The 16,165-nt window shown below is 72.3% G+C and carries 16 protein-coding genes; 1 reads left to right on the forward strand and 15 read right to left on the reverse strand.

Going from position 1 to position 16,165, the window contains the following annotated elements:
• Positions 1-21 precede the first annotated feature (21 nt).
• From lysS to tilS, 13 genes are all read right to left on the reverse strand, one after another.
• The gene (gene lysS, locus GQQ92_RS13780; protein ID WP_156999877.1) at positions 22-1,563 is read right to left on the reverse strand and encodes a lysine--tRNA ligase; all 1,542 of its coding nucleotides are present in this window, start codon (positions 1,561-1,563) and stop codon (positions 22-24) included.
• Positions 1,564-1,637: 74 nt separating this feature from the next.
• A complete protein-coding gene (gene panC / locus GQQ92_RS13785) occupies positions 1,638-2,516 on the reverse strand; it encodes a pantoate--beta-alanine ligase (RefSeq protein ID WP_156999878.1) in 879 nt (292 codons plus the stop codon).
• On the reverse strand, positions 2,513-3,268 hold the full coding sequence (locus GQQ92_RS13790) for a DUF2520 domain-containing protein (RefSeq protein WP_156999879.1): 756 nt from the start codon (positions 3,266-3,268) through the stop codon (positions 2,513-2,515). Before GQQ92_RS13790 ends, panC begins: the two co-directional genes overlap by 4 nt.
• On the reverse strand, positions 3,265-5,001 hold the full coding sequence (locus GQQ92_RS13795) for a PH domain-containing protein (RefSeq protein WP_156999880.1): 1,737 nt from the start codon (positions 4,999-5,001) through the stop codon (positions 3,265-3,267). The genes GQQ92_RS13790 and GQQ92_RS13795 overlap by 4 nt, the downstream gene beginning before the upstream one ends.
• Positions 4,998-5,588 carry a PH domain-containing protein gene (locus GQQ92_RS13800; protein WP_156999881.1) on the reverse strand — a complete coding sequence of 197 codons (591 nt, stop codon included), beginning with the start codon at positions 5,586-5,588 and terminating at the stop codon, positions 4,998-5,000. Before GQQ92_RS13800 ends, GQQ92_RS13795 begins: the two co-directional genes overlap by 4 nt.
• Positions 5,581-6,054 carry a DUF3180 domain-containing protein gene (locus GQQ92_RS13805; protein WP_156999882.1) on the reverse strand — a complete coding sequence of 158 codons (474 nt, stop codon included), beginning with the start codon at positions 6,052-6,054 and terminating at the stop codon, positions 5,581-5,583. The genes GQQ92_RS13800 and GQQ92_RS13805 overlap by 8 nt, the downstream gene beginning before the upstream one ends.
• The gene (folK, locus tag GQQ92_RS13810) at positions 6,051-6,539 is read right to left on the reverse strand and encodes a 2-amino-4-hydroxy-6-hydroxymethyldihydropteridine diphosphokinase (RefSeq protein ID WP_156999883.1); all 489 of its coding nucleotides are present in this window, start codon (positions 6,537-6,539) and stop codon (positions 6,051-6,053) included. Before folK ends, GQQ92_RS13805 begins: the two co-directional genes overlap by 4 nt.
• Positions 6,536-6,922 carry a dihydroneopterin aldolase gene (folB, locus tag GQQ92_RS13815; RefSeq protein WP_156999884.1) on the reverse strand — a complete coding sequence of 129 codons (387 nt, stop codon included), beginning with the start codon at positions 6,920-6,922 and terminating at the stop codon, positions 6,536-6,538. The genes folK and folB overlap by 4 nt, the downstream gene beginning before the upstream one ends.
• Positions 6,915-7,733: a dihydropteroate synthase gene (gene folP, locus GQQ92_RS13820; RefSeq protein WP_156999885.1), complete on the reverse strand. Its 819-nt coding sequence runs from the start codon at positions 7,731-7,733 to the stop codon at positions 6,915-6,917. Before folP ends, folB begins: the two co-directional genes overlap by 8 nt.
• The gene (folE, locus tag GQQ92_RS13825) at positions 7,730-8,320 is read right to left on the reverse strand and encodes a GTP cyclohydrolase I (protein ID WP_156999886.1); all 591 of its coding nucleotides are present in this window, start codon (positions 8,318-8,320) and stop codon (positions 7,730-7,732) included. The genes folP and folE overlap by 4 nt, the downstream gene beginning before the upstream one ends.
• A 40-nt stretch (positions 8,321-8,360) precedes the next feature.
• Positions 8,361-10,379, reverse strand: a complete 2,019-nt coding sequence (ftsH, locus tag GQQ92_RS13830) for an ATP-dependent zinc metalloprotease FtsH (RefSeq protein ID WP_156999887.1) — start codon at positions 10,377-10,379, stop codon at positions 8,361-8,363.
• A 231-nt stretch (positions 10,380-10,610) separates the two neighbouring features.
• Positions 10,611-11,162 (reverse strand): hypoxanthine phosphoribosyltransferase, encoded by a 552-nt coding sequence (gene hpt / locus GQQ92_RS13835; RefSeq protein ID WP_156999888.1) that lies wholly within the window; start codon positions 11,160-11,162, stop codon positions 10,611-10,613.
• 269 nt (positions 11,163-11,431) lie between these two features.
• Entirely contained in the window at positions 11,432-12,481 is a 1,050-nt protein-coding gene (gene tilS, locus GQQ92_RS13840; RefSeq protein WP_156999889.1) for a tRNA lysidine(34) synthetase TilS, read from the reverse strand.
• Between the two features lie 89 nt (positions 12,482-12,570).
• On the opposite strand from tilS, the gene GQQ92_RS13845 reads away from it, so the two are divergent.
• Entirely contained in the window at positions 12,571-13,056 is a 486-nt protein-coding gene (locus GQQ92_RS13845; protein WP_156999890.1) for an inorganic diphosphatase, read from the forward strand.
• 395 nt (positions 13,057-13,451) lie between these two features.
• Here GQQ92_RS13845 and GQQ92_RS13850 read toward each other — a convergent pair whose 3' ends face one another.
• Positions 13,452-14,789 carry a C40 family peptidase gene (locus tag GQQ92_RS13850; RefSeq protein WP_156999891.1) on the reverse strand — a complete coding sequence of 446 codons (1,338 nt, stop codon included), beginning with the start codon at positions 14,787-14,789 and terminating at the stop codon, positions 13,452-13,454.
• Positions 14,782-16,083, reverse strand: coding sequence for a M23 family metallopeptidase (locus tag GQQ92_RS13855; RefSeq protein ID WP_156999892.1), 1,302 nt, complete (start codon positions 16,081-16,083; stop codon positions 14,782-14,784). The genes GQQ92_RS13850 and GQQ92_RS13855 overlap by 8 nt, the downstream gene beginning before the upstream one ends.
• Positions 16,084-16,165 lie beyond the last annotated feature (82 nt).

Below are 16,165 nucleotides of genomic sequence, written 5' to 3' on the forward strand. Positions count from 1 at the left end.
CGCTCGTCTCGGTTCGGGCCGCTACTTGACGAGCGGGAAGAGGATGGTCTCGCGGATGCCGAGACCCGTGAGCGCCATGAGAAGGCGGTCGATGCCCATGCCCATGCCGCCCGACGGCGGCATGCCGAACTCGAGCGCGCGCAAGAACTCCTCGTCGAGGCGCATGGCCTCGGGGTCGCCGCCCGCGGCGAGCTTCGCCTGCTCGACGAAGCGCTCGCGCTGCACGACGGGGTCGACGAGCTCGGAGTAGCCGGTGGCCAGCTCGAAGCCGCGCACGTAGAGATCCCACTTCTCGACCACGCCGGGCGTGCTGCGGTGCCCGCGCACGAGCGGGGAGGTGTCGAGCGGGAAGTCCATCACGAAGGTGGGCCGTTCGAGCCCGCCCTTGATGTGGTGCTCCCACAGCTCTTCGACGTACTTACCGGGCAGGGGGTGCTCGACCTCGACGCCCGCCTCGTCGGCGAGCTGCTTCAGGCGCTCGATCGGGGTCTCGGCCGTGATCTGCTCGCCGACCGCCTCGGAGAGCGTGCCGTACATCGAGATGCGGTCCCACTCGCCGCCGAGGTCGAACTCGGTGCCGTCGGCCCAGGTGACCACGTGCGAACCGCTCGTCTCGAGCGCGGCGTCTTGGATGAGGCGCTGCGTGAGGTCGGCCATGGTCGTGTAGTCGCCGTAGGCCTCGTACGCCTCAAGCATCGCGAACTCGGGGCTGTGCGTAGAGTCGGCGCCCTCGTTGCGGAAGTTGCGGTTGATCTCGAACACCCGGTCGATGCCGCCGACCACGGCGCGCTTGAGGTACAGCTCGGGGGCGATGCGCAGATAGAGCTCGGTGTCGAACGCGTTCGAGTGGGTCACGAACGGACGAGCGGATGCCCCGCCGTGCATGACCTGGAGCATGGGCGTCTCGACCTCGACGAACCCGAGCCCGGCGAACGTGCGGCGCAGGCTCGCGTTGGTCTTGGCGCGGTCGAGCACGTTCTTGCGCGCCTGCTCGCGGGCGATGAGGTCGAGGTAGCGGCTGCGCACCCGGGTCTCTTCGCTGAGGTCGTTGTGCAGGTTCGGCAGCGGCAGGATCGCCTTGGACGCGATCTGCCACTCGTTCACCATGATCGAGAGCTCGCCGCGGCGGCTCGTGATGACCTCGCCGGCGACGAACACGTGGTCGCCCAGGTCGACGAGCTCCTTCCAGTCGGCCAGCGACTGCTCGCCGACCTCGGCGAGCGAGACCATCGCCTGCACGCGGCTGCCGTCGCCCGACTGGAGGGTCGCGAAGCAGAGCTTGCCCGTGTTGCGCGAGAACACGACGCGCCCCGCGAGGCCGACCTGCTCGCCGCTGGCCTCGTCGACGCCGAGGCCCACGAAGCGGTCGCGCACCTGCGGGATGGTCGTGGTGATCGGCAGGCGCACCGGATAGGCGCCGCCGCCGAGGTCGTCGGAAGCCGCGATCAGCCGCTCGCGCTTGGCGAGCCGCACGACCTTCTGCTCGGAGATCTCGGCCGCGGTGGGCTCGTCGGCGGGCTGTGCGGCACCCTGGGGGGCGGCATCCGTCTGGGTCTCGGCCATCGTTCTCTCTCGTCGCGGGGCACGTGCCCGACCAGCCTACTCAGCCCGGGCTGGACGCACGCTCCGCGCGGCGGCTACGACGCGAGGATCACGGCGCGGTTGTCGATGAGGCGGGTCGACCCGACGTTCGCGGCGACGAGCGCGAGCGCGGGGCCCGACGCGTCGGCGGCGACCGGGAGGAAGGTCTCGGGGTCGACGATCACGAAGTAGTCGAGCTCGACGCCGTCGTGGTCGCCGAACGCCGCGACCGCCTCGGCCAGTGCCTCGTCGACGCCCTCCCCCGCGGAATCGGCGGCCGCGCCGAGCGCCTCCGAGAGCACGAGCGCCGCCCGGCGCCCGGTGTCGTCGAGGAACCGGTTGCGACTCGAGAGCGCGAGGCCGTCGGCCTCGCGCACGGTCGGCACGACGTCGACCTCGAGCCGCAGGTCGAGGTCGCGGACCATGCGGCGCACAAGGAAGACCTGCTGGGCGTCCTTCTGCCCGAACACGGCGACGTCGGGCTGCGCGATCGAGAAGAGCTTCGCGACGACCGTGAGCATGCCGTCGAAGTGCCCGGGCCGCGAGGCGCCCTCGTAGAGCCCGCCGACCGAGCCGGCCACGACGCGCGTCGGGCTCGCCCCGGCGGGGTACATCTCGGCGACGGACGGCGCGAACACGACCTCGACGCCGAGCCCGGCCAGGGCCGCCACGTCGGCGTCGAGCGTGCGCGGGTACCGGTCGAGGTCTTCGCTCGGGCCGAACTGCAGCGGGTTCACGAAGATCGACACGACGACCACGTCGGCGAGCTCGCGGGCCCGTCGCACGAGCGCGAGATGCCCCTCGTGCAGCGCGCCCATGGTCGGCACCAGGGCGACGGATGCCCCGCCCCGGCGTCGCTCGTCGAGGGCCGCTCGCAGCCCGGAGATGGTGCTCACGACGCGGGTCGCCTCTGCGCGCTTCGCCGCCTCGGTCACGTGGCCCCTCCCAGCGGCCGATCGTCGTCGGCCCCGTCGATCGTACTCGCACCGTCGAGGCGCGGCCCCGGGTCGTGCCTGGCGAGGGCGTTCTCGACGGCGCTGCGCACGAGCGGCGCGAGCACCGCGCCCGGCCGGGTCACGCCGATGCCGTCGAGGAGCCCGCTGGCCTGATCGACGATCGCGCTCGAGAACGAGACGGCCGTGTCGATCGCCTCGCCGTAGGCGGCGCGGTCGGCCTCGCCGACGATGAACGGTTCGCCGCCCATCTCGACGACGAGCGCCTGACCGATCGGCAGCACGGGGGCCGGCGCGGTCACGGCGAACCACGTGCCCGGCAGCCGCGCGAGGTCGATGCTCGTGCCGGTGAAGGTCATCGCGGGGTGCACCGCGAGCGGGATCGCGCCCGCTCGCCGCGCGGGATCGAGCACGGCCGTGCCGTGCCGGGCGTTCGTGTGGAGCACGAGCTGCCCCGGCTGCCAGACCCCTGCCTCGGCGAGGCCCGCGACCAGGCCGGCGAGTTCGGATTCGGCCACCGCGAGCAGCACGAGCTCGCTGCGCTCGACGATCTCGGGAACCGTGAGCACGGGCACCGAGGGGAGCATGGCGGCGGCCCGCTCGCGGCTCGCCGCCGAGACCGCGGCGATGCCGGTGAGCCCGTGGCCAGCGCCCGCGAGGGCCGCGGCCAGCACGGCGCCCACCCGTCCGGCGCCGATGGTTCCGACGCCGAGGCGCCCCGGTCGTTCGCTCATGCGGGTGCCTCCGTCCGCGCGATCGCGCCCCAGTGATGGCTCTCGTCGGATGCCGCCCAGGTCACGGCGTCGGCGGCGAGCCGCTCGAACAGGTCGCGGCCCTCGGCGGTCTCGATGACCGGCAGCACGACCTGCACCGGACCCGAGACGGTGTGCACGCGCACCGCCGCGAGGTCGAGCAGACGACCGACCGGGCCGCGCGAGAGCGCGACGGACTGCACGCGGGCGAGCGGCATGAGCACGAGCGAACGCGTGAGCGCGCCCGTGCGGAACAGGGCGACGCCCGAACCGGCGGCCCAGCCGATGCGACGCCTCGAGAACGGCCGCAGCCAGGCCGCGCGCCGCGGCGTCGCCGTGAACCCGCCGCCGGCGCCGCGCCCGGTGAGCCCGACCGCGACGAGCGGCTCGACGGCGCCCGCCGACTCGGGCAGCAGCAGCGCGAGCACGCGCCCCACGTCGGCCGCCGACCCGACGGGCAGCACGATCGTGCGCTGCGCCTGCTCGCTCGACGCGCTCATCGACTGCCCAGCGAGGTTGACCTTGACGCTCCACCAGCCGAACGGGCGCCAGAGGATCCACTGGGTCACCGAGACGGCGTGCACCCGCCCGGGCGGGATGGTCTGGTTCGCGGTCGAGAGCAGGCCGTAGCCGATGCGCACGCCGTCGGGCGTGCCGGCGATCGAGTACCGCAGCGATTTCGTGATGCGCGACCACAGGTAGCCGACGAGGCCGATGACGGCGGGGATGAACGAGAAGATGACCCAGCTCTGCCCGTTGGCGATGCCCACGACGATGACGGCGACGAACACGAGGATCGAGATGGTCGTGCCGCCGAGCAGCGTCGAGGCGATCACGCGCCCGACCGAGAGGTGCACGACCGACGCGGGCGGCGCCAGCGACGGGTCGAGCTCCGGCGCGAGGAACTCGTCGACCCGCCGGCCGATGACGGCCGAGACGGGGCCGTGGGCGGATGCCGCGGGCGAGCCGGTGCCCGCGGGATCGCCCGGCACCGCGACATCTCCCGGCACCGAGGCATCCGTCGCCCCCGCGGCATCGACCGGCATCGAGGCATCCGTCGCCCCCGCGACGCTCACCGTGATGCCCGCGACGCCCGGGGCCGCCGCCTTCGAGCGTTCGGCCCGCGCACCCGAGGCCAACCGCAGGATGTCGGCGCGCAGCCCGTCGGCCAGCGCCGACGCGAGGTAGGAGAGCTGCACGTTGCCGGACTGCCCCGCGACCGAGACGTCGAGCTTCGCAGTGCCGAAGAGCCGCGCGAACAGTGGCCGCGCGATGTTGACCCCCTGCACCCGATCGAGCCGCGCCGACCGGTGCGAACGGAACAGGATGCCGCTGCGGACCTCGACCGCCTCGCCCGTGATGCGGAACGTGTGCATGCGCCACGACAACCAGAACCCGACGATGACCGCGATCACGACCGCCGCGACCGCGAGCAGCGCCCAGCCGACCTGGCCGTTCAGCACGATCGCGCCGACCGGGTCGTTCGCCCAGTCGTTCTGCCACTCGCCGTAGTTCGAATCCAACTCGTCGCCGAGGTCGGGCACGAAGACGAAGACGAACATGTCGACGATGCGCTCGCGCAGATTCGCGATGACGAACCCGAGCACGGCGATGAACACGAGCCCACCCCGCAGGAGCGGACTCGCCGGATGCAGCCGATGCCATTCGCCGTCGGCGAGCGGCGTGACCGTCTTCGGGGGGACCGGAGCGGTCACAGGCCCGCCCGTCGGGACTCGGCCAGCGCCACCAGTTCGTCGCGCAGCCGCTCGGCGTCCTCGATCGGGAGGCCCGGCACCGACACCGCGGTCGCGGCCGCGGCGGTGACGAACTTCAGGTCGGCGAGTCCGAGCGCGCGCGCGACCGGGCCGCGCGTGACATCGACGAGCTGCATGCGCCCGTAGGGCACCGCCACCTGCCGCTGGTACATGATGCCGCGGCGGAACAGCAGGTCGTCGTCGCGCAGGCGGTAGCCGATCGAGCGCACGCGGCGCGGCTCGAACGCGATCGTCACGAGCGAGATCGCGCCCACCGCGATCGCGGCCCAGAGCGCCCACCACCAGTCGAACAGGAAGTACGCGACCAGGAACGCCGCGACGAAGAGCGCCGTGCCGACGAGCGAGCCGACGACCTCGACGATCACGTACTTGGGCGAGACCCGCTTCCATTCCTCGGAGCCGGATGCCTCCACCGCCGGCACGTCGTCGGCGGATGCCTCGGGGCTCGATGACTCGGGGCCGGCTGCCTCGGGGCTCGGCCAGGCCGACGGGTCGGCGTCGGGGTGCGGCACGTCGGAGTCAGGCATGCGCGTGCTCGTCCTTCTCGGCTTCGGGGTCGTCGGGCGGGAGCGTGCAGAACTGCTCGGCGAGCAGCCCGCCCACGAGCAGCAGGGCCGCGCCGATGGCCGACGCGACGGCGAGCCACACCGTCGATGCCGACGGCAGCACCGTGCGCGTGAGCAGGAAGAGGGTGATGCCAACGCCGAATCCCAGCATCAGGGCGCCGCTGAGGCTGCTCGCCTTGGCGAGCACGGCGATGCGCATCGCGCGGAACGGATCGAGGTGCTTCGTCGAGTGCTGCCTGACGGCGCGGCGGATGGGCCAGGCCAGCGCCACGATGATCGCCGCGACGCCGACGAGGGTGATCGACAGCGAGAGCGGGGGGACGATGGCCTTGCCGCCCCACGACACGACCGCGAGGTCGACGAGGTAGCCGAGCGCGGCGCCCACGATGACCGCGAACACCACGGCGCTCGGGTGGGTTCGCCTCATCGACGGGTCACCTCGTCGTGCGCCTGCGCGCGGAGGTCGGCGACGCGCCCCCGACCGGGGATGACCGCGTCGGGGTCGACGTCGAGCCAGGGCTGCAGCACGAAGGCGCGCTGCCAGGCCCTCGGGTGCGGCAGCTGCAGCCCGGTGTCGTCGATGACGAGCCCGTCGACGTCGATGAGGTCGAGGTCGAGCGTGCGATCGCCCCAGTGCTTCAGCCGCTGTCGGCCGTGCGCGGCCTCGATGTCGTGCAGCGCCGCGAGCAGCTGGTGCGGGGTGTGCGCGGTGGTCTCGAGCACGACGACGCCGTTGAGGTAGCCGGGTGCGTCGCGGTCGACGCCCGCGTCGGTGAGCGCGGGCGTCTCGTAGACGGGCGAGATGGCGACGAGCTCGACCCCGTCGAGCTCGGCCAGCTCGCGCATGGCCTCGGCGACGGTGGTCTCGCGGTCGCCGAGGTTGGCCCCGAACGCGATGACGGCGCGGCTCATGCTCGCCCCCGCACGATCGACACCGCGACATCCGCGAACGGGACGGTGATGGGCGCCTGCGGCTTGTGCACCGTCACCGCCGCCTCGATGGTCGCGGGGTAGGAGAGCGCGACCTCGGCCACGCGCTCGGCGACGGTCTCGATGAGGTCGACCGGATCGCCTTCGACGGCTGCGACGACCGCCTCGGCGAGTTCGCCGTAGTGCACGGTCTGCGCGAGATCGTCAGCGGATGCCGCAGCGCGGAGGTCGACGAGGACGGAGACGTCGATGACGAACTCCTGCCCCTGCTCGCGCTCGAAGTCGAAGACGCCGTGGTTCGCCTGCACCCTGAGCCCGGTCAGGGTGATCCGGTCGCCCGGTCGTCGATCTCGCGGTTCAGCCACGGCTTCCACTCTGCCACGCCCCGACGACGTCGAGGGCGCGGCGCGTGGCCTGCACGTCGTGGACGCGCACGCCCCAGGCCCCGGCCTGCGCGGAGAGGGCGCTCACGACCGCGGTGGGCAGGTCGCGTTCGGCCATGGTCGCGTCGTCGGGCAGCAGCGAGCCGATGAAGCGCTTGCGGGAGGCGCCGACGAGCACGGGGAACCCGAGGCCGGTGAGCACGTCGAGGCGGCGGAGCACCTCCCAGTTCTGCTCGCCCGTCTTGGAGAACCCCAGACCCGGGTCGAGGATGATGCGCTCGGATGCCACGCCGGCCGCGGTCAGCGCCTCGACGCGCCGCGCGAGCTCGTCTCGCACGTCGACCGCGACGTCGGCGTACTCGGTGAGCGAGTCCATGCGGTCGGAGTGCCCGCGCCAGTGCATCGCGACGTAGGCGGCCCCGGTGTCGGCGACGGTCGGGACCATCGCTTCGTCGGCGAGCCCCGCCGACACGTCGTTCACGATCTCGGCGCCGGCCTCGACCGCGGCCCGCGCCGTCGCCGCCCGCATCGTGTCGACGCTCACCCGGATGCCGCGTGCGGCGAGCTCGCGCACGACCGGCACGACCCGGCGCAGCTCTTCGGCGGGCTCGACGCGCGCCGCGCCCGGACGCGTCGACTCGCCGCCGACGTCGAGGATGTCGGCGCCGTCGGCGACCAGGTCGAGTCCGTGGGCGACCGCCCGGTCGACGTCGAACCACTCGCCGCCGTCGCTGAACGAGTCGGGCGTCACGTTGATGACGCCCATCACGAGGGTGGATCGCCCGTCGCTCATGCCCCGCCGCCGATGAGCGCGATGATCTCGGCACGGGCGGCGGGTTCGGAGAGCGCCCCACGACCGACGATCGTGATGGTCGAACTGCGCTCCTGCCGCGACCCGCGCGTGGTCACGCAACGATGCTGCGCGTCGAGGACGACGAGCACGCCCCTCGGGTCGAGACCCGTCTCGAGGGCGTCGGCGATCTCCTCGGCGAGCCGCTCCTGGAGCTGCGGGCGTGCGGCGAGCGTGTCGACCACGGCCGGGATGCGCCCGAGCCCGACGACCCGGTCGCCCGGGAGGTAGGCGATGTGCGCGGTGCCGACGAACGGCAGCAGGTGGTGCTCGCACACCGACCGGAACGCGAGGTCGCGGAGTACGACGGCGTCGGAGGTCGCCGGGACCCCGGCGTCGGATGCCCCGATCGGCACGGTGTCGGCGAGGTGGCTCAGCGGGTCGACCGCGAGCCCGCCGAAGAAGTCGGCGTACGCCTCGGCCACGCGCTGCGGGGTGCGCCGGAGCCCGGCGCGCTCCGGATCCTCGCCGATGGCGAGGAGGATCTCGAGCACGGCGCGTTCGATGCGTTCGGTGTCGACACCGGCCATGGCGGGCCCTCTCAGGTCGGCGGTGGGCGCCGACGGCGCGTTACGCCGTCGCGGGGCGCGGGTTCTGTCGGGGCGAGCGCTTCGGGGCTGGCTCGTCGGCCGACTCGTCGCTCGAGTCGATGCCGCCGTCGACGGCGCCCGGGTCGATCGGGGCCTTGTCGGTCGGGAAGACGATCGGCGGGATGTCCGAGACCGGTCGCTTGTCGCTCGAGAGCCACAGCGGGCGCTCGGGCAGCTTCTTCACGTCCGTGAAGATCTCGGCGATCTGGTTGTGGTCGAGCGTCTCGTGCTCGAGGAGCTCGGCCGCGAGCCGGTCGAGGATGTCTCGGTTGTCGTTGAGCACCTGCCAGGCCTCGTCGTGCGCCTGCTCGATGAGGCTGCGCACCTCGCCGTCGACCCGCATGGCGATCTCTTCGGAGTAGTCGCGCTGGTGCCCCATGTCGCGGCCGAGGAAGACCTCGCCCTGCGCCTGGCCGAGCTTGACCGCGCCGACGTTCGCGCTCATGCCGTATTCGGTGACCATCTTGCGGGCCGTCGACGTGGCCTTCTCGATGTCGTTCGAGGCGCCGGTCGAGGGGTCGTGGAAGACGATCTCTTCGGCGACGCGACCGCCCATGGCGTACGTCAGCTGGTCGAGCAGCTCGTTGCGGCTGATCGAGTACTTGTCTTCGAGCGGCATCACCATGGTGTAGCCGAGCGCCCGGCCTCGCGGGAGGATCGTGATCTTCGTCACGGGGTCGGTGTAGTTCATCGCCGCCGCCGCGAGCGCGTGTCCGCCCTCGTGGTAGGCCGTGATGAGCTTCTCCTTGTCCTTCATGACGCGGCTGCGACGCTGCGGACCGGCGATGACCCGGTCGACGGCCTCGTCGAGCGCGCGGTTGTCGATGAGCTGCGCGTTCGAGCGGGCGGTGAGCAGCGCGGCCTCGTTGAGCACGTTGGCCAGGTCGGCGCCGGTGAAGCCGGGCGTCTTGCGGGCCAGCACCTCGAGGTCGACGCCCTTGGCGAGCGGCTTGCCCTTCGAGTGCACCTCGAGGATGCGCTGACGGCCCTTGAGATCGGGGGCGTCGACGCCGATCTGGCGGTCGAAGCGGCCGGGGCGCAGGAGCGCGGGGTCGAGGATGTCGGGGCGGTTCGTCGCCGCGATGAGGATGACGTTGGTCTTGGGGTCGAACCCGTCCATCTCGACGAGGAGCTGGTTGAGCGTCTGCTCGCGCTCGTCGTGGCCGCCGCCCATGCCGGCGCCGCGGTGGCGGCCGACGGCGTCGATCTCGTCGATGAAGATGATGGCGGGGGCATTCTCCTTCGCCTGCTCGAACAGGTCGCGCACGCGGGACGCGCCGACGCCGACGAACATCTCGACGAAGTCGGAGCCCGAGATCGAGTAGAACGGCACGCCAGCCTCGCCGGCCACGGCGCGGGCGAGCAGGGTCTTGCCGGTGCCGGGAGGGCCGTACAGCAGCACGCCCTTGGGAATGCGGGCGCCGACGGCCTGGAACTTCGCGGGCTCCTTCAGGAAGTCCTTGATCTCCTCGAGTTCCTCGATGGCCTCGTTCGAGCCGGCGACGTCTTCGAAGGTGACCTTCGGGCTCTCCTTCGTGACGAGCTTCGCCTTGGACTTGCCGAACTGCATGACGCGGTTGCCGCCGCCCTGCATGCCCGAGAGCATGATCCAGAAGAAGAGGCCGATGAGCACGAGCGGCAGCAGGATGCCGAGCATCGAGAGGAACCAGTTCGGCTGCGGGACCTCGTCGTTGTACCCGTCTTTCGGGTTGGCCGCGTCGACCGCGGCCACCACGTCGTCGCCGCGCGGCGTCACGTAGTAGAACTGCACCTTGTCGCCGAACTCGTCATCGGCCTTCGCGAGGGTGAGGTCGACGCGGTTCTCGCCGTCGACGATCTTCGCCTCGGACACCTTCTCGTCTTGCAGGAACTCGAGACCCTGCTGCGTCGACACCTCTTTGAAACCGGAGGCGGTGATGAGGCTCGACCCGATCCAGACGGCGACGATCGCCAGCAGGATGTAGATGATCGGCCCGCGCAGGATCTTCTTGATGTTCATGGTGTTGACAGGCTACCCCGCGGAAACCGACCGCCGGCCGAGTGTTCGCTGTGGGCCGACGGAGACGCCCGCCGGTCGGGTAGCGCAGCGTCTCGAGACCCCGCCCGCCGGTCGAGGAGCGAAGCGTCTCAACACCCGCCGGTCGAGGAGCGAAGCGTCTCGAGACCCGCCGGTCGAGGAGCGAAGCGTCTCGAGATCCGCCGGTCGAGGAGCGCAGCGTCTCGAGACCCCTCAGGAGTAGACGTGCGGCGCGAGGATCGCCACGTCGCGGAGGTTGCGGTACCGCTCGGCGAAGTCGAGCCCGTACCCGACCACGAACTGGTTCGGGATGTCGAAGCCGAGGTACTTGACGTCGATCGCGACCTTGGCCGCGTCGGGCTTGCGCAGGAGCGCGCAGATCTCGATGGAGGCGGCGCCGCGCGATTCGAGGTTCTCGAGCAGCCACGCGAGCGTCAGGCCCGAGTCGATGATGTCCTCGGCGATGAGCACGTGCCGGCCGGTGAGGTCGGTGTCGAGGTCCTTCAGGATCTTCACGACGCCCGACGACTTCGTGCCCGCCCCGTAGCTGGACACGGCCATCCAGTCCATGCTGATGTGCGAGCGGAGTTCGCGTGCGAGGTCGGCCATGACCATGACCGCGCCCTTCAGCACGCCGACGATGAGCAGGTCCTCGCCCTCGTAGTCGGCCTCGATGCGCCGCGCGAGCTCGGCGAGCTTCGCGTGGATCTCGGCTTCGGTGACGAGCACCTCGGTCAGGTCTGCTTCGATCTCGCTCGCGTTCATGGGCGCTCCTCCGGTGCGTGGTGGTCGAGACCCGGACGCCGTGGGTGCGCGGCGAACGGATGCCACGAGCCTAATCGCCGCGGCCCGCGACCGTACCCCCGATCGCCGGTCGAGGAGCGAAGCGCCACGCCGGTCGAGGAGCGAAGCGCCACGCCGGTCGAGGAGCGAAGCGCCACGCCGGTCGAGGAGCGAAGCGTCTCGAGACCCTGCCGGCGCTGGTCTCGAGACGGCGGCTCCTCCGTCGCGGCAGCGCTCGACCGCCGAGCCCGTCAGTGGTCGTGCGGCAGCACCTCGGTCGAACCGGTGGTCGAGAACACGAGGTGCCGTCCGGCCCGGGTGACGCGCACGCCGTCGGGCAGCTCGAGCGGCCCCTGCCCGTGCCAGTCGGTGACGAGGCGTGCGACGTCGAGCGTCTGCACGCGCGAGAGCGAGACGCCGAACTCGCTGCCGACGACGTGCCGGATGATGCGTTGCCGCAGTGCCGCCGGGTTCGCGGCGAGCGCCCCGACCGAGATCGCGATACCCGCCTCGGCGGGTTCGCAGATCTCCTCGATGAGCTCGTCGATCTGCGCCTCGAACGCGTCGTCGTCTTCGCGGAGCTGCTCGGCGGTGCGCACGAGCGCCTCGGCGATGCCGGGCCCGAGTTCGGCCTCGAGCACGGGCAGCACCCGTTCGCGCACCCGCACGCGCGCGTACGAGGGGTCGGCGTTGTGCGGATCCGTCCACGGCTCGAGCCCGGCGTCGGCGCACGCCTGCACGGTCGTCGCACGGCGGATGCCGAGCAGCGGCCGCACGTATCGCCCCGCGCGGGCGGGCATGCCGGCGAGGCTCGCCGCCCCGGATCCGCGCGCGAGCCCCAGCAGCACCGTCTCGGCCTGGTCGTCGAGCGTGTGCCCGAGCAGCACGCACGCGGCATCCGTCGACCGCGCGGCCTCGTCGAGCGCGGCGTAGCGGGCACGGCGGGCGGATGACTCGGGGCCGCCCTCGCCCGTGACCTCGACGCGCGTGACGAGCACCGGGTCGAGCCCGAGCGCACGCGCCTGCTCGGCCGCGCGCGCCGCGACCTCGGCCGAGCCCGGCTGCAGCCCGTGGTCCACGATCACGGCGCCCGCGCGCAGGCCGGCACGCGGCGCCTCGAACGCGGCGGCCGCGGCGAGCGCGAGCGAATCGGGACCGCCCGAGAGCGCCACGAGCACGAGTCCGTCGGCGGGCAGCACGGCCCGCACCGCCCGCCGCACGTCGGCGATCGGGGGCGTCAGCCGGGGGCGGCGGCCGTCGGCGGCATCCGTCGTCTCATCCGATTCGGTTCCTGAGGGCATCAAGTAACCTTATTCCGCCGCTCGCGACAGGCCGAGGCCCGTGCCGGCGCACGATTCACACCGTGCTTCCACAACCAAGGAGAACCCACATGGGCGAGTACGCCGCCGTCATCGAGATCCCCAAGGGGAGCCGCAACAAGTTCGAGGTCGACCACGAGACCGGTCGCGTGTTCCTCGACCGCGTGCTCTACACGACCTTCGTGTACCCCACCGACTACGGCTACTTCGAGAACACGCTCGGCCTCGACGGCGACCCGGTCGACGTGCTCGTGCTGCTCGACTACCCGCTGTTCCCGGGCGTGGGCGTCAAGGTGCGCCCCGTGGGCGTGTTCAACATGACCGACGACGGCGGCAGCGACGCCAAGGTCATCGCCGTGCCCGCGGGCGACCCGCGCTGGGCGCACATCACCGACGTGGACTCGATCCCCGAGTACACGCGCAAGGAGATCGAGCACTTCTTCGAGCACTACAAGGACCTCGAGCCCGGCAAGTGGGTCAAGACCGAGGGCTGGGGCGACGCCGCCGAGGCCGAGGCCATCATCCAGGCCGGCATCGAGGCGTTCCCCGGTCACTGACCGATCGGCATCGCCGGTCGAGGAGGCGCCCCGGCGCCGTCTCGAGACCCCGGATGCCGCCGGTCGAGGAGGCGCCCCGGCGCCGTCTCGAGACCAGCGGATGCCGCAGCATCCGTGAACCGAAGGGGCGGGCCGCCACGGCCCGCCCCTTTCGCGTCCCCGGCGGCGAGCACCGCGCCGTGACCGCGCGCGATGTACGTCTCGGCTGGGCTTCCGGCCGACACGCCGGAGCCGGTGATCGGACTCCGGCGCGCCGGAGGGGATCCCAGCCCGGAGTGGCGCTGGGGTCGGGCCCGGGGCAGGGATCCGGGATCAGGGGTCGGGCCCGGGGCAGGGTCGGGGTCGGGGTCGGGCCCGGGCACGGGCCGAGACACCGTCGGCCGAACGGACGTCCGTCAGCCCGCAGGCCGGGCCGCCGCGGCGGGCGAACCCCAGATGAAGTAGTCGCGCACGGGCACGCCCTCGCGCGGCGCCTCGAGGATGCGTCCGCCGCCGAGGTAGATCGCGACGTGGTAGTAGTCGCCGCCTCCACCCCAGAAGAGCAGGTCGCCGCGCTGGATCTGCGAGAGCGGCACGGCCTTTCCGCGCGCGGCGAGCGTGTGGTACTGGTTCGTCGCCGAGTGCGTGCCGATGCCGATGCCCGCGTAGCCGTATGCCGCCTGCGTGAGGCCCGAGCAGTCCCAGACGCCGGGTCCGGCGCCGCCGAGCACGTAGGGCTCGCCGAGCTGCTGGCTCGCGAACCAGATGGCCGCCTCGACCGCGCTCGCGTTCGGCGGGGCCGGCGCCGGGGCGCTTCCCCCACCGGAACCCGAACCGGAGCCGCCGCCCGACCCGGAGCCGCCCCCGGAGCCGCCCCCGGAGTTCTCCGCCGCAGCCGCCTCAGCCGCCTCGGCCGCCGCAGCCGCCGCAGCGGCCGCAGCGGCCTCCGCAGCCGCCCGCGCCGCAGCCGCCGCCTCGGCCGCCTCGCGCGCCTGCCCCTCGGCACGTTCCCGTTCGAGCTGCGCCGTGGTGCCCTGCAGGCTCGCGAGCTGCGCGTACAGCTCCTCGGACCGCTGCTGCTGCGTCGCCACGGCGGCGTTCGCCGCGTCCGCGGCGGCGGCCGCCTCGTCGGCGCGGGCCTCGGCGAGCGTGGCGAGACGTTCACGCTCGGTCGCGGCATCCGCCGCCTGTTCGCGCAGCGACTCCGCCGTGTTCCGATCGGCCGTCGCCTGCTCGTAGACCTCGTTCGCCTGGGCGCCGAGGCGGTCGGCCATGCCGAGCTGCTGCAGGAGTCCGGCCGCGTCGTCGCCCGTGAACACGAGCTCGGCCGACAGGTCGTTGCCCGCGGTCTTCGCGAGGTGCGCGGCGAGCAGCCCCGCCCGCATCTTCGAGATCTCGGCGACGGCATCGGCCTCGTCGGCCTGCTTGCCGAGGCGTTGCTCGCGCTCGGCCGCCTGATCGCGTTCGTCGACGGCGACCCGCCACGCCTCGTCGGCGCGCATGGAGGCCTCGGCCGCGGCATCCGCTGCCGTCTGGAGCCCGGCGAGGAGTTCGCCGACCCGATCGATCTCGGCCTGCTTGGTCTGCTCGTTCTGCTTGGCCTGCTCGATGTCGCTCCACGACGGGTAGTCGGGATCGGCCATGGCCGGCCCGCCCGCCGCGACGACGGATGCCGTGACCGCGCCGATCGCGACGGTGGAGAACACGGTCGCGGGCTTCACGCGCGACAGCGGCCTCGTGCGGTTGTCAACCAAGTCTCACTCCCCGATCCGCCATGAAGGGGATCGGATCGATGCGTCCACCCCCGACGAAGACCTCGAAATGCAGGTGGCATCCGGTCGACGCCCCCGTGGTTCCGCTCGACGCGATGTTCTGCCCGGCCTCGACCCATTGGCCGGTGCCGACGTACGTGCCGCCGTCGCGGATGTGCGCGTAGCCCGTCCAGACGCCGCCGCCGTGGTCGATCTGGACGTAGTTGCCGTACGTGCCCGACCATCCGGCGTAGCGGACGACGCCGCTGTTCGCCGCGAAGATGGGGGCGTCGCATCCGGTGCCGAGGTCGACCGCGTAGTGGAAGCTGTTCGAGCAGCCCCCTGAGGTGCAGATCGACGCCCGCGGGCCGAAGTCACCGGTGATGTAGCCCCAGGCGGGCAGCGCCCAACCCGAGCTCGCGATCGTTCCCGGCGAGCCCTGGCTCAGCGCCTCCTGCCGGCGGCGCTCCTCCTCCTTGCGGCGGCGCTCCTCCTCTTCCTTGCGCTTGCGCTCGCCTTCTTCGTAGGCCGCGGTCGTCTTCGCCTCGGTGTCCTTCAGGAACTTCAGCTGCTGGTCGAGCTCGATCTTCTTCGCCTGCGACTCCGCGAGGGCGGCCTCGGCTGCGGCCTGCGCCGCCTGGGCCGCGGCGAGCGCCTCCTCGGCGGCGATGCGCAGGCGCTCGCGCTCCCCCCGGGCGACCTCGGCCTGGTCGGCCAGCGAGGACGCCGCGTTCGCCTTCTCGTTCGCCTCGTCGTAGATGGCCGACGTGCGCTCGACCATCTTCTCCATACTGCCGAGCTTGCCGAGCAGGGCCTCGGTCGCGGCCGAGTCGCCCGCGTCGAGGAACAGGCTCACGCCCACGTCGGCCGTGCCCGAGCGGTAGAGCTGCGCGGCCACCTGACCGGCGTTCGCCTCGGCCGTGGCGGCCTCCTCGGCCGCGGCATCCGCCTGCGCCTGGATCTGATCGGCCCGCAGCACGGCGTCGTCGTACTCCTGCTGGGCGACCATGAGCTCGTCGGTGCGCCGCTCCGCCTCGGCGCGGGTCGCGGCCACGTTGTCCTCGAGCTGCGCGATGAGCCCCGTGATCTCCTCCACCGCGGCGGCTCCGGCCTTGGTGTTCGCCTTGGCCTCCTGCAGTTCGTCCCATGTGGGGTAGTCGGCCGCCCACGCCGCCTGCGGATCGGTGCCCGACTGCACGACGCCGAACACCGCGACGGCGACCACCGCCATCGACGCGATGACACGTCGGATCCGGGCCTTCGCCGGCGGTGATGTGCGCGTGGTGGTGCGTGTCATGAGTCCTCGTGCAGGCGTGCTCCGCCCGGTGCTCCTCGATCTTCCATGCAGGGTGGCAGGCTCACCCTAGGCTGGGGTTCGG

It is taken from the genome of Agromyces terreus (assembly GCF_009749465.1).
In the GTDB taxonomy this organism is placed as follows: Bacteria; Actinomycetota; Actinomycetes; order Actinomycetales; family Microbacteriaceae; genus Agromyces; species Agromyces terreus.

Excerpts from the sequence above, each read along its gene's own strand:
- lysS (WP_156999877.1), bottom strand. The coding sequence starts at position 1,563 with ATGGCCGAGACCCAGACGGATGCCGCCCCCCAGGGTGCCGCACAGCCC.
- GQQ92_RS13790 (WP_156999879.1), bottom strand. The coding sequence starts at position 3,268 with ATGAGCGAACGACCGGGGCGCCTCGGCGTCGGAACCATCGGCGCCGGA.
- GQQ92_RS13800 (WP_156999881.1), bottom strand. The coding sequence starts at position 5,588 with ATGCCTGACTCCGACGTGCCGCACCCCGACGCCGACCCGTCGGCCTGG.
- GQQ92_RS13805 (WP_156999882.1), bottom strand. The coding sequence starts at position 6,054 with ATGAGGCGAACCCACCCGAGCGCCGTGGTGTTCGCGGTCATCGTGGGC.
- folK (WP_156999883.1), bottom strand. The coding sequence starts at position 6,539 with ATGAGCCGCGCCGTCATCGCGTTCGGGGCCAACCTCGGCGACCGCGAG.
- folP (WP_156999885.1), bottom strand. The coding sequence starts at position 7,733 with ATGAGCGACGGGCGATCCACCCTCGTGATGGGCGTCATCAACGTGACG.
- folE (WP_156999886.1), bottom strand. The coding sequence starts at position 8,320 with ATGGCCGGTGTCGACACCGAACGCATCGAACGCGCCGTGCTCGAGATC.
- ftsH (WP_156999887.1), bottom strand. The coding sequence starts at position 10,379 with ATGAACATCAAGAAGATCCTGCGCGGGCCGATCATCTACATCCTGCTG.
- hpt (WP_156999888.1), bottom strand. The coding sequence starts at position 11,162 with ATGAACGCGAGCGAGATCGAAGCAGACCTGACCGAGGTGCTCGTCACC.
- tilS (WP_156999889.1), bottom strand. The coding sequence starts at position 12,481 with ATGCCCTCAGGAACCGAATCGGATGAGACGACGGATGCCGCCGACGGC.
- GQQ92_RS13845 (WP_156999890.1), top strand. The coding sequence starts at position 12,571 with ATGGGCGAGTACGCCGCCGTCATCGAGATCCCCAAGGGGAGCCGCAAC.
- GQQ92_RS13855 (WP_156999892.1), bottom strand. The coding sequence starts at position 16,083 with ATGACACGCACCACCACGCGCACATCACCGCCGGCGAAGGCCCGGATC.